This is a genomic window from Prevotella sp. tc2-28 (assembly GCF_900107705.1).
In the GTDB taxonomy this organism is placed as follows: domain Bacteria; phylum Bacteroidota; class Bacteroidia; order Bacteroidales; family Bacteroidaceae; genus Prevotella.
This window is the reverse complement of sequence record NZ_FNRE01000016.1, coordinates 28,302-40,193: the sequence shown is the minus strand read 5'-3', so window position 1 is coordinate 40,193 and position 11,892 is coordinate 28,302. Positions and strand designations below refer to the sequence as shown.

The 11,892-nt window shown below is 46.5% G+C and carries 9 protein-coding genes and 2 tRNA genes; 1 reads left to right on the top strand and 10 read right to left on the bottom strand.

Features of this window, described 5'->3' with window-relative positions:
* Window positions 1-8 precede the first annotated feature (8 nt).
* The 7 genes from BLU47_RS12835 to BLU47_RS12805 all read right to left on the bottom strand — a co-directional run bounded on the left by BLU47_RS12835 (window position 9) and on the right by BLU47_RS12805 (window position 6,017).
* The gene (locus tag BLU47_RS12835) at window positions 9-1,421 is read right to left on the bottom strand and encodes a pseudouridine synthase (RefSeq protein ID WP_091963546.1); all 1,413 of its coding nucleotides are present in this window, start codon (window positions 1,419-1,421) and stop codon (window positions 9-11) included.
* Between the two features lie 83 nt (window positions 1,422-1,504).
* The gene (purB, locus tag BLU47_RS12830; protein WP_091963543.1) at window positions 1,505-2,854 is read right to left on the bottom strand and encodes an adenylosuccinate lyase; all 1,350 of its coding nucleotides are present in this window, start codon (window positions 2,852-2,854) and stop codon (window positions 1,505-1,507) included.
* A gap of 81 nt (window positions 2,855-2,935) precedes the next feature.
* Window positions 2,936-3,010, bottom strand: a tRNA-Val gene (locus tag BLU47_RS12825).
* 132 nt (window positions 3,011-3,142) lie between these two features.
* Entirely contained in the window at window positions 3,143-3,568 is a 426-nt protein-coding gene (locus BLU47_RS12820; RefSeq protein WP_091963540.1) for an ACT domain-containing protein, read from the bottom strand.
* A gap of 23 nt (window positions 3,569-3,591) precedes the next feature.
* Entirely contained in the window at window positions 3,592-4,890 is a 1,299-nt protein-coding gene (locus BLU47_RS12815) for a phenylacetate--CoA ligase family protein (RefSeq protein WP_091963537.1), read from the bottom strand.
* A gap of 236 nt (window positions 4,891-5,126) precedes the next feature.
* Window positions 5,127-5,201 (bottom strand) — tRNA-Val (locus BLU47_RS12810).
* Between the two features lie 72 nt (window positions 5,202-5,273).
* Window positions 5,274-6,017, bottom strand: a complete 744-nt coding sequence (locus BLU47_RS12805; RefSeq protein ID WP_143025573.1) for a hypothetical protein — start codon at window positions 6,015-6,017, stop codon at window positions 5,274-5,276.
* 144 nt (window positions 6,018-6,161) lie between these two features.
* Between BLU47_RS12805 and BLU47_RS12800 the strand changes: the two genes are divergently transcribed.
* Entirely contained in the window at window positions 6,162-7,154 is a 993-nt protein-coding gene (locus BLU47_RS12800; protein WP_143025572.1) for a hypothetical protein, read from the top strand.
* Window positions 7,155-7,276: 122 nt separating this feature from the next.
* Here the strand turns inward: BLU47_RS12800 and BLU47_RS12795 are convergent, their stop codons facing one another.
* The 3 genes from BLU47_RS12795 to BLU47_RS12785 all read right to left on the bottom strand — a co-directional run bounded on the left by BLU47_RS12795 (window position 7,277) and on the right by BLU47_RS12785 (window position 11,877).
* Window positions 7,277-8,389 (bottom strand): hypothetical protein, encoded by a 1,113-nt coding sequence (locus BLU47_RS12795; RefSeq protein WP_091963529.1) that lies wholly within the window; start codon window positions 8,387-8,389, stop codon window positions 7,277-7,279.
* A gap of 70 nt (window positions 8,390-8,459) precedes the next feature.
* Window positions 8,460-9,656 (bottom strand): OmpA family protein, encoded by a 1,197-nt coding sequence (locus BLU47_RS12790; protein ID WP_091963527.1) that lies wholly within the window; start codon window positions 9,654-9,656, stop codon window positions 8,460-8,462.
* Window positions 9,657-9,693: 37 nt separating this feature from the next.
* Window positions 9,694-11,877 carry a hypothetical protein gene (locus BLU47_RS12785; protein WP_091963523.1) on the bottom strand — a complete coding sequence of 728 codons (2,184 nt, stop codon included), beginning with the start codon at window positions 11,875-11,877 and terminating at the stop codon, window positions 9,694-9,696.
* Between the last annotated feature and the right edge of the window lie 15 nt (window positions 11,878-11,892).

Genomic DNA, 11,892 nt, shown 5'->3' with positions numbered 1-11,892 from the left:
ATTATTAATTATTCATAAGCACCCATGCGGAGACGGTCAACCTCTTCTTCTGTGAGGTAGCGCCAGTCACCACGACGTACATTCTTCTTAGTCAGGCCGGCAAACTGGACACGATCCAACTTGGTAACCTTGTAGCCCAGGCTCTCGAAGATACGACGCACAATACGGTTCTTACCAGAGTGAATCTCAATGCCTACCTGCTTCTTGTCAACGGGGTCAGCGTACTCAATAGCATCTGCCTTGATCTCACCGTCATCCAGCGTGATTCCCTCAGCAATCTGTTGCATGTCATGAGCCGTCACGTTCTTGTCAAGATAAACATGATAAATCTTCTTCTTCAGGAACTTCGGATGAGTCAGCTTAGATGCCAGGTCACCATCGTTGGTGAGCAGGAGCACACCCGTAGTGTTACGGTCTAGACGACCTACAGGGTAGATGCGCTCGGGACAAGCATTCTTAACCAGGTCCATCACGGTCTTACGTTGCTGAGGATCGTCGCTTGTGGTGACATAGTCCTTCGGCTTGTTCAACAGCACATAAACCTTCTTCTCCATGGTAACAGGCTGATCGTGGAACTTCACCTCATCAGTACGCAGTACCTTGGTTCCCAGTTCAGTAACAACCTCACCATTGACGGTAACCACACCTGCCTGGATAAACTCATCGGCTTCACGACGGCTGCAAACACCGGCATTTGCCAAGAACTTGTTCAGACGGATAGGCTCATTAGGATCGTAGTTCTCCTCCTTGTACTCAATACGCTTCTTCAAGCTATACTTTGCATTGGGATCATATCCAGGGGTATGCTGACGATAGCCACCGGGACGCTGTTGATAACCGCCGGGGCGCTGCTGATAGCCGCCACGCTGTTGGTAACCACCCTGCTGACGGGGCTGATAGCCACCCTGGTGACGGGGCTGATAACCGCCCTGCTGACCATACTGCTGGCGAGGACGATAGCCTTGCTGTTGCTGGCCATACTGCTGACGGGGACGGGGCTGATAGCCACCTTCTCCCTCCTGCTGGTTATAGCGTGGACGATAGCCGCCTTCCTGCTGACCATACTGAGGACGAGGGCGGTAGCCTTGCTGTTGCTGGCCATACTGCTGACGGGGACGGGGCTGATAGCCGCCCTCACTATTATAATTGTTACGGGGACGATAGCCGCCACGCTGAGGAGCACCGCTTTGTAAACCGGCACCGAAACCCTCTGGACGGAAACCGCCATCCTCCTGATTCTGACTGCGATTGTAGCCTCCTTGGGGACTATAAGGCTTTGGCTGATGAATACGCGGACGTGGTGAACGTCCGGGGCGATAGCCCTGATAACCACTTCGTGCCTGACCGTTATCGTCAGCGTGGTTCATGTTCTGCTGTTCTGATGACAGCTCCTCGTGTTTCTGTTCGTTTTCAAATTCCATACTTTTCAATTCTTTAATTCTTCAATTTTTTAATTCTTCAATTCTCTCCGCGCCTCACGGCTCTCATCTTGTTTTGTAGTTAGTTAAATTCCTGTATAACTCATTGGCGTGATAGCCATCAGTTCTTCTTTTACCTCGTCGCTGACCTCCAAGCCTTGAATGAACTCGTGGATGGTCTGCTCCGTCATCTTCTGGTTGGTACGTGTCAAAGCCTTCAGAGCCTCATAGGGATGTGGATAGGCCTCACGGCGCAGGATGGTTTGGATAGCCTCAGCCACTACAGCCCATGTATTGTCAAGGTCTTCTTGCAACTTATTCTCGTTGAGTATCAGTTTGCGCAGACCTTTCAAGGTGCTCTGGATGGCAATTAGGGCATGACCCATGGGAACGCCCACATTACGCAACACCGTAGAGTCGGTCAAGTCGCGCTGCAGTCGGCTTACAGGCAATTTCTGTGCCAAAAATCCAAGAATGGCATTAGCCATACCCATATTCCCCTCAGAATTTTCAAAATCAATGGGGTTTACCTTATGGGGCATCGCACTGCTTCCTACCTCGCCGGCCTTGATCTTCTGCTTGAAATACTCCATAGAGATATACATCCAGAAGTCGCGGTCAAGGTCGATGATAATGGTATTGATACGTCGCATGGCGTCGAAGATGGCACCCAGCCAGTCGTAGTTCGAAATCTGGGTAGTCCATTGTTCACGCTCCAGTCCAAGTTTCTCGCTGACAAAGCTGTTTCCGAACTCACGCCAGTCATACTGCGGATAAGCCACATGGTGTGCATTGTAATTACCTGTAGCACCACCAAACTTAGCGGTGATAGGTGTATCCTTCAGTCCGCGGAGCTGTTCTTCCAAACGATAGACATAGACCATCACTTCCTTACCCAGACGGGTAGGAGAAGCTGGCTGTCCGTGGGTCTTGGCCAGCATCGGCACGTTTTTCCACTGCTCGGCATAGTCGTTCAGCTGTTCAATCAACTCTTCCACGATAGGATAATACACCTCTTCCAACGCCTCCTTGATGCTCAAGGGCACGCTGGTATTGTTGATATCCTGCGAAGTCAGTCCAAAATGGATGAATTCCTTTGCGCCTGCGGGGAAACCGCTTAGCACATCAATTTTCTCCTTGATGAAATACTCCACAGCCTTCACGTCGTGGTTGGTGGTCTTCTCTATCTCCTTCACACGGGCAGCATCCTGCTCGGTGAACTGGCGATAGATATCGCGCAACGGTTCAAACAGGTCGTGGTTAAAGTTCTCCAGTTGAGGCAAAGGCAATTCACAGAGGGTGATGAAGTATTCAATCTCCACACGAACGCGATAGCGAATTAAAGCATATTCTGAGAAATATCCTGCCAGTTGTTCGGTTTTGTTTCTGTAGCGGCCATCAATAGGCGAGATGGCGGTTAGTGCGTCCAGTTCCATTTTCTTTTATACCTTATTTATTATATAGCTATACTTTCTCTCATTTAACAAAAAAAGTCCCTCTCGGGACTTCTCATGGAGTGGGCGCTGAGGGATTCGAACCCCCGACCCTCTGCTTGTAAGGCAGATGCTCTAAACCAGCTGAGCTAAGCGCCCCTTTCTTTTCAAAAGCGAGTGCAAAGGTAATAAGAATAAACGAGAAAAGTGAAATGAGAGGTGAGAAATGTTTATCCTGTTAGCACTATTTAACAGTCGACCTTCTCACCTCTCACCTCTTACCTCTCACCTCTATAATCTATACAGGTCATTAGCTGCCATCAGTTCCACCTTCTTCTCCGAGAGGATGCGCTCACAGGCCTCCAGATCAGTCGGACGAATGACGACAGTAGCCACATCACCATTGGCGAAAGAGTACATATACTCAATAAACACGCCATTCTCCGACAGGTGTTTCAATACCTTGGCGAGCGAACCGCTGATGTTCGGACAGGTAAATCCGATGACATCCGTAATCTTTACGGCGAAATGGGCTGCCTTCAGCACTTGATAGGCTTTGTCCGGATCGCTTACAATGCAACGCAGGATACCAAAGTCTGAGTTGTCGGCAATACTCATGGCTGAGAGGTTGACACCTGCCTCACCCAACACGTCGGTGACCTCAGTCAGTCGGCCCGACTTATTCTCCAAGAAAATAGATAATTGTTTTGCTAGCATAATGATATTTACTATTTAACTATTTACAATTTACGCTTATCGTTCACGCGCTTGGCTTTACCCTCTGAGCGCTCAATGGCCTTTGGTTCAACCAGTTTAACCTTGAATCCCAATCCGATGACGCTGCGCAGCTCGCCTTCCAGTTTCTTCTGCAAGCCTACCATCGTAGCCATATCGTCGGTGAAGTACTCTTCCTTCACCTCCACCTTCAACTCGGAGGTATCCGTATTGTTCACTCGATCGACAGTCAGGAAGAAGTGTGGTTCGAACTCCTCTTGTTTCAGGATGACATCCTCTATCTGCGATGGGAATACATTGACACCACGAATAATCAACATATCGTCGCAGCGACCCAGAATGCGGTCCATACGTACCAAGGTGCGTCCACACTTACACTTGTCATAGTGCAATGCCGTCAGGTCGTGCGTACGATAGCGCAACAGGGGCATGCCTTCCTTGGTGAGATGGGTAAAGGTTAACTCACCGAGTTGTCCTTCAGGCATCGGCTCTCCCGTTTCAGGATTCAATATCTCGGGATAGAAATAATCTTCGTTCAGGTGCGTACCACACTGATGTTCACATTCGAAGCCCACACCAGGTCCGGCAATCTCTGACAGGCCATAGATGTCGTATGCCTTAATACCCAGGGTATGCTCCAACTTCTTGCGCATCTCTTCTGTCCAAGGCTCAGCACCGAAAGCACCTATCTTCAACTTAAACTCGTCTCTGCTCCACTCGCTCTCCTGCATGGCTTCTCCCAGGAAGAGACCATAGCTGGGTGTACAGCAGAGCACGGTGGTACCAAAGTCGTGCATGAGCGTCATCTGCTTCTGCGTATTACCGCTGGAGATGGGGATAACAGAGGCACCGATATTCGTGGCACCGTCATGTGCGCCCAGACCACCAGTAAACAGACCATAGCCATAGGCTACCTGGAAGATATCATCCTTCGTAGCACCATAGGCAGTAAAGGCGCGCGAAATAGCCTCTGCCCACATCGCCAGGTCTTTTCGGGTGTATAACACAACAACGGGTTTGCCGGTTGTACCACTCGAGGCATGGATGCGAACAATTTGTGACATCGGCACAGCAGCCAACCCAAAAGGATAGTTGTCACGCAAGTCGAGTTTATTGGTAAACGGCAACTTAGTGATATCGTCTATTGTCTTGATATCACCTGGTTCCAGCCCCATTTCCTGGAACTTCTTACGATAAAACGGCGTGTTATGATATACATACTCCGCCATCTTCTTCAGTCGGATGCTTTGGATGTCGCGCAGTTGCTCGCGATCCATGCATTCCATAGTCTCATTCCAAATCATTTTTCTTTTCTGTTTTTGTTTTCGTTTTATGCTAGTTGTTGTGTTGATGCAAAGGTAGGGATTTTTTCTGAAATATAAAAATTTATTCCCATAAAAAATTAACGGGCTTTTTGAGCTGAGTTAACTCGATTCATCGTTTGAGTTAACTCGATCAATCCATCGAGTTAACTCAACGTTTGGGGAGGCATTTTTGAAACAAAAAAAAGTTCCGGAAATTTCGGAACTTCATTTCTTTGTGGGCGCTGAGGGATTCGAACCCCCGACCCTCTGCTTGTAAGGCAGATGCTCTAAACCAGCTGAGCTAAGCGCCCTTGCTTTTCAAAAGCGAGTGCAAAGGTACGGCATTTTTTTGAAACCACCAAACTTTTGCACCACTTTTTTCATTATTTCTGTTTTTTCGCCTCTTCCAACTCTTTGCGCAGTTGTTCATTCTCAGCTTCCATATCGGCCAACTGGGCATTTAAGGCATCAATTTCACCCTGCGACAACGATTCGATGGCATCAGCGTCAGCCTTCTTGCTGGCTTTGGAAGTGCCAAAGCACCAAGTCAAACCGAACTCAAAGGTTATCTGCTGCTTACGATCCTTCAAGGCTATTCCGCCATTCCCCTCATAACTGTTCCAGCCTATCTCAAAGTTTGCAGCCAGCTTGGGAGTCAGTCGGAAAGTATTCAGGATACCAAAACTGAGGTCGCTGGTATAATGGGCTTCCGACATGTTACGGGAGAGACCGGCTCCGATATAGGGTATGCAGTTCCACAGGCGATATGGATTGTGTCCCATAAACAGACTGCTCACATTAAACATCACCTGCTCGTTCAACGTCCAGTATTTATCCGCTGCCAGTCCATCATCCGACTTCGTTCCCATCTGCCATAGGTTCAGTTTGGTGCGTAGTGCCATCACTGAAGTCATCCATCGGCCACCTGCCAATGAGATACCCCAGCCCGTGTAGCCCTTGCCACCACCGCCAGGAAACTTATGAAGAGGTGCCACCAGTGACTTCTCCCCCACTCCATACCAGGCATTCCACACGAAGTTGCCCTGAACAAACCACTGGCTGTCCTGAGCCACCATATTCATTGTCAGACAGGCAAAAGCCCCTATTAAGAACAATCGTTTCATCATCAAGTTATCGTTAGTGTTAACGTTCCCGTTAATTATGACTGCAAAAATAAACAAATAAATCAGAAATTCAAAGTATTTTATTGGTTATTTCCTTTTTTTCTCCTAATTTTGCACCGTCATATTACCTATTATATTATGAAGACAATGAAAAGAATCATTTATTCCATAGCCCTTTTGTGTGCAACAACCTTCTCGGCTACGGCTCAAGACACCAAACCGTTTGGCAACCTCGACCTCGGCGTTACACTGGGAACAACGGGTATTGGTTTCGATGTTGCAATGCCCGTCCACGAGCTGGTGAAACTGCGGGCAGGCTTTGAGGCGATGCCTCGCTTTAACTACGACATGCACTTTAATGTAGAATCGTTTGGTGGACAAGAAACACCTACTGAGAGCACACTCGACCATATGTCGGAGGCGCTGTATGGACTGACGGGATTCAAGGTCGACCAGAATGTCACTATGAAAGGAAAGCCCACCATGTGGAATTTCAAATTTCTTGTGGATGTCTATCCTTTCAAGAACAAGCACTGGCACGTAACTGCCGGCTTCCATTGGGGCCCATCGAAAATTGCCGAGGCAGTCAATGCGCAAGAAGATTCCCCCTCCTTGTTTGCTGTAGGCATGTATAACCATCTGTATGATGTATCCTATCAAGATATGGTTCTTGGAATTCCCACCCCAATCATTGACTTAGAGAGTACTGGCCCTGTCTACTTGAATCCAGATATTGAAAATCAATTACTTAGCTTTGGGCAGATGGGTATTCCTTTGGGAACATTTACTCACGACATGACGGATGCCAACGGTATTGCGCACAAGCAGGGCGATACCTACTACATGGAACCCAACGAAAACAGTATGGTGTATGCTGACGCTACAACCAACAGCTTTAAACCTTACGTTGGTTTTGGTTACGAAGGCCGATTGATTAAGGGTAACGATGACTACCACATTGGTTTCGACGCTGGAGTGATGTTTTGGGGTGGTACGCCAAGCATCATCACTCACGAGGGCGTTAATCTGTCGAAAGACGTTGAGAACATTGGTGGCAAAGTTGGCGACTACGTCAAATTCGTGAAAGGTGTCAAGGCATTCCCCGTCCTGAACCTTCGCATCACGCGCCGCATCTTCTAATGCTTAGGATTGCTACTATTAAATGTAGCAATTGCGAGCATTAATGGTAGCAATTGTAACTATTAATAGAAAAAAAAGCGCTCCCGTAAAGGAGCGCTTTAATTTGTTATGATGTGTGACGATTACTTAATTACTATCTTCTTGCCATTGACAATATAAAGACCCTTTGAGGGAGCAGCAATACGACGACCTTGCAAGTCATAAACAACTTTCTTACCAGCTGTCGTTACAGCAGGAAGTTCATCAATTCCAGTGATGTATTCCTCGTACTCCTCTTCTGTTAATATCGGAAGTACATCAGGCAATGAACTGCTATCCGTCAGATCAAGATAAGCCTTATTGGCAGGCAAATAATCAATATTAGTCTTGACAAAAGCCGGCTTACCATCTGCTGTTGTGCCGAGCACACGCATGGTCGATGCTTTATAGTCCATTCTATTCCTGTGTTCATAATAGCAACCATCATCATCATCAAAATAATGATTGCTGTTATAGAAACAGCCTATCAGCTGATTTCCTGCCACAGCAGCATCGTAATTCTTTAATGTCAATTTATTATCCGAAGGCTGAGGGCCAGTACATTTTACCAAAACAGGTGAGTTTTTGGGTACTATACCCGTTATTGGCTTAATAATAGCACACCCATTCTTAACACTCGAGACATAATACACTTTGGTTGTTTCTGCAGATGGCGTAAAACCGAAACCTGCATATAGGGTAGCCCAGTAAGCATTATCATTCGTGGTATGAATGTCAGGCTTGACACCAAAATAACCAGTTTCACTTTGATCCACAGGTATAAAATTCCAATGTTGATCACCTTTCATCTTTGAATCTGGATTTGGGCTATCAATATCATCAGCCAAGTATCTAGTTGCTTGACTTGATGATGCGCCCATGCGATAAGTACCAACACCATAAGGAAAAATCTGTAAATAAATAGATGTTCTCTGATAGAGGTCCATATCCTGACCACTCAGATTGCAATTAGACCCGCCAATATGAGTAATATAACAAACTGTAGCGGGATTGAAAGAGATCGTATCCTCAAAACCTGTTAACATCCGAAGCATTTCAATATCCACATCGAGATCAACTACGCCTGCACTCTTATTGTCAATAACAGAGAGAAAACGGGATGTTCCTGCGTTCTGTACACGATAAAATCCCGTCTGAATCTGAGCACAGATGGCTAAGGGCAATAAGGCTAAAACACTAAGTAAAACTTTCTTCATAAGTTTATTGATAAAAAGAGCCTGGCCTACAAACCGTAAAGCCAGGCTCTATATTAATTGTTATTTTTGATTACTCAGCAATGCAGATTGCAACACGGTTCTCAACATCCTTAGCGAACGGCTGGATGGTGTCACCCTTGAAGTCAACCTTGATGCGAGAAGCATCAATCTTGTGAGTCTTAGTCAAAGAGGTGAAGACAGCTTCAGCACGCTGCTTAGACAGACGGTTGTTGATAGTGGGGTTACCAGTACCACGGTCTGCATAACCAGTTACCTCAACCTTTGCATTGGGGTTAGCCTTCAGGTAGTCAGCAACTTCCTTTACCTTCTGAGCCTCTTCAGGACGGATGTTAACAGTACCGATCTTGAAGAATACGTCGCGACGGAAAGGCTCAGCCTTTGCCTCTACGATAGGAGCAGCAGGAGCAGGAGCGGGCTTCTCAACAACGCGCTCGATAACCTTCTCAACGACACGCTCAACGGGCTTCGGAGCCTCGATGGTGCGAGTGGTGTAGGTCTTACCGAGGTTGATCTTGATACCTGCCAGTGCGTTGAAGTACCAGTCCCAGTTAGAAGCCTTCTTACCATTGTAGTGGTCGCTCAGGGTGTTGGCGTTTGCCTCAAGACCCAGGCTTACAGCGTCGCTCAGACGGAAGTCAGCAGCGATACCGGCACGACCGAAACCGCGAACCTTTGTACCAGTCCAAGCATACTGCCAGTTCTGGTTGCCAGCTGCAGTGTGCTGATTCATCAGATCCTTATTGTCCCAGTTGCTGTCCTTGTCGAAGTTCCAACCGATGTTCACACCACCACCAGCGAATACGCTGAAGTTGAAGACACGGTTAGGATTGAAGCCACAGAACAGGTTTGACAGGTTGAATGTCAAATCGATGCCAGGAGCAACGTACATCCACTTAACCTTAGTAGTTCCAGCAGGGATAACCGGACCGGCAACGACCGTACCTGTACCAGTAGGACCAGCGACCCAAGTCTGAGTAGCGTTGTAGTCAACACCGGCACGGCTCTGCCAAGCGTTTACAGCCAGACGCATACCGAATACGGGATTGAACTGACGACCTACAGTAACCTGTACGTTAGGAGAGATCAGATCCTTGAAGTTGATCTCACCAAGTGTGTACTGGGCACCGCCCTGAAGCTGGATGTACCAATACGGATTGGGTACATACTCTGTCTTAGCCTCCTGTGCAGATGCGTTGAGGGCACCAGCCAGCATCAGGCAAGACAACAATACATTCTTGATTTTCATAATTGTATCTTATTTTTTCGTTTTACTTTCCGTGAAATTAATTGAGTACCTCGATATAGAACTTCTTAGCTGAAGAAACTCCTTCATAGTCCAACATTACATAAGTAATCTCAATGATCATACCCTTCATGTCGTCGGAAATCTTGAAGCCCATCATCGGATTATACATGTTGTAAGCAGTACCATCAACAACATGGTTGAAGTCAGCAACAGCATTGTTCAGGGTAGCCTGAACTTTCTTACAAGCATCATCACCCTTAACGGCACTTGCATCACCCTTGAATACGTTAGATACACCAATGAACTTCTTGTAGGCAGGAGCCAACAACTCGTTGGTTACAGAGGTGGGATAGAAAGCAAGCTCGGTACCAGCCTTCACATAAGTAGGACCATCGATAACACGGCTCAAGTGTACAAGATTCTCTGCATCAGATGTTGCATAGAGAGCAGGCATGAAGAAACGGTAAGGCTCAGCCAACCAAAGGTTAATCTTGTTGAAGATCTTGTTCATGCGAGAGCTGTAACGCTCCAGGATGTCATCCAAAGCATTGCGAATCTCAGTAGTCTTATTGTCAATTTTCCCCTGAAGACCATTTACAATATTCAGCAGACGATTGTAACCTTCAACAACTGACTTATTCTCATCATCATTCAAAGTAATAGTGTGAAGGACTTTACCAGTTTTTTTGTCGAGAATATCTAAATCGCTTTTACCGTTTTCCTGGAAAGTATAATTATTCAGGATCTCCTGCATCTTTTTATAATCACCGTCAGCGAGCTGGAATGCAATCAGAGGCCAAAGCTCAGTGCGGACATTCTGAACCTTCTGATTCCATGTATCCTGAGCCATCTTAGACCACTTAGAGAAGTCTGTACCAGTAGTCGTACCAACACCAAAAGGCTTAACACTAACAGCAGCAAGCTCATACTTAGAAGCCCAGAACTTCCAACCAGTGGTATCCTTCCACTGAGCCTGGACGTTAAGACGAGGAGCCTGAATCATCAGAGCCTTAGCCAGAACGTTATTGATATTACCGATGTTCAGTACACCAGGATTAGCCCAATCGGTGAAAACATCACTGATAGCATTGTTCAGAGACTTATAGTCGAAGCTAGTACCCAGCTTAACATCGTCGAAATCGGCCTTAGCAATAGAAGCCTTAGCTGAATAGAAACCGTTAGCAGAGTTCTCGTTGGCTGCAGCACGCTTGTAACCCCAAACGAGTTGCTCATTGCAAGGCTGAAGATCAGACAGAGTAACCTTAGAAAGCTTGTTGTCACTTGTGCGAAGTGTGAAGTCTTTGCCAACCAATACTACATTTGAAGGATTAATGGTCAGATACAAAGTACCAGCATTACCTTCTGTGTCGTCACAGATAATACCTCTCTTCAAATCATAAGGCTTGATAGCCTTAGAAGCAGCCATACCTGCCAACTCAGCTTCAGTCAATACAGACTGGCCATTGAGCCACTTGTTATCCTCAGTTGTTGGGAAAGTGTAACCAACATCAGCCTTACCATAGTAAGCTGCGAGCACGTTGCTCTGAGCGCCGAAAGGATAAGCGAAGGTACCATAGATAGGATTCTTGGTAGCCTGGATCTCGATACCAGTAATATCCTTCTTGATGGTTGCAAGCAGATTGTCAATATGCTGATTCAGCTCATCAATCTCCTCCTGAAGAGCCTGGTCTGCAGCCTTATAAGCATCAATCATCTCCTGCAAGTTCTTGAACTCTGTCTGAGAAGTAACGAACTTATAAGCAGAGTCAGCAAGAACCACAGCTCTATTCCACTCGGCGCTATCATGAGAAACAGTATTGAATACATTGGCAGCATTTTCCATTGCAGTCTGAAGGTCAGGACCCCAGCAATAAATGAATGGCTTCAGCGTGTCATTTGAAAGCTTAGCAATCCACTTGTTGTTGTCGGCAATGCGCTTAGCCAAAGAAGCTGTATCAGTCTCCAAATCAATCAGACGCTGCTGGATAGCCTTTGCGTGATCATAAGAAGTACCGCCCAGAACTTCTTTGTTGTAACGTGAAGTCAGGACATAGTCTTTCATAGCCTGCACCTGAGCATTGTAAGCTTCTTGAAGTGTAGCATACTTTTCCTGAAATTCAGCATAGTTGTCACCTTCGTAATCCTTACAAGATACGAAAGAGCTCGTAGCAGCTACCAATGCAACTGCGAAGAGCAAACCATTAATGATTTTCTTTTTCATTGAACTTAAAAATTA

Excerpts from the sequence above, each read along its gene's own strand:
- BLU47_RS12835 (WP_091963546.1), bottom strand. The coding sequence starts at position 1,421 with ATGGAATTTGAAAACGAACAGAAACACGAGGAGCTGTCATCAGAACAG.
- purB (WP_091963543.1), bottom strand. The coding sequence starts at position 2,854 with ATGGAACTGGACGCACTAACCGCCATCTCGCCTATTGATGGCCGCTAC.
- BLU47_RS12820 (WP_091963540.1), bottom strand. The coding sequence starts at position 3,568 with ATGCTAGCAAAACAATTATCTATTTTCTTGGAGAATAAGTCGGGCCGA.
- BLU47_RS12815 (WP_091963537.1), bottom strand. The coding sequence starts at position 4,890 with ATGATTTGGAATGAGACTATGGAATGCATGGATCGCGAGCAACTGCGC.
- BLU47_RS12805 (WP_143025573.1), bottom strand. The coding sequence starts at position 6,017 with ATGATGAAACGATTGTTCTTAATAGGGGCTTTTGCCTGTCTGACAATG.
- BLU47_RS12800 (WP_143025572.1), top strand. The coding sequence starts at position 6,162 with ATGAAAAGAATCATTTATTCCATAGCCCTTTTGTGTGCAACAACCTTC.
- BLU47_RS12795 (WP_091963529.1), bottom strand. The coding sequence starts at position 8,389 with ATGAAGAAAGTTTTACTTAGTGTTTTAGCCTTATTGCCCTTAGCCATC.
- BLU47_RS12790 (WP_091963527.1), bottom strand. The coding sequence starts at position 9,656 with ATGAAAATCAAGAATGTATTGTTGTCTTGCCTGATGCTGGCTGGTGCC.
- BLU47_RS12785 (WP_091963523.1), bottom strand. The coding sequence starts at position 11,877 with ATGAAAAAGAAAATCATTAATGGTTTGCTCTTCGCAGTTGCATTGGTA.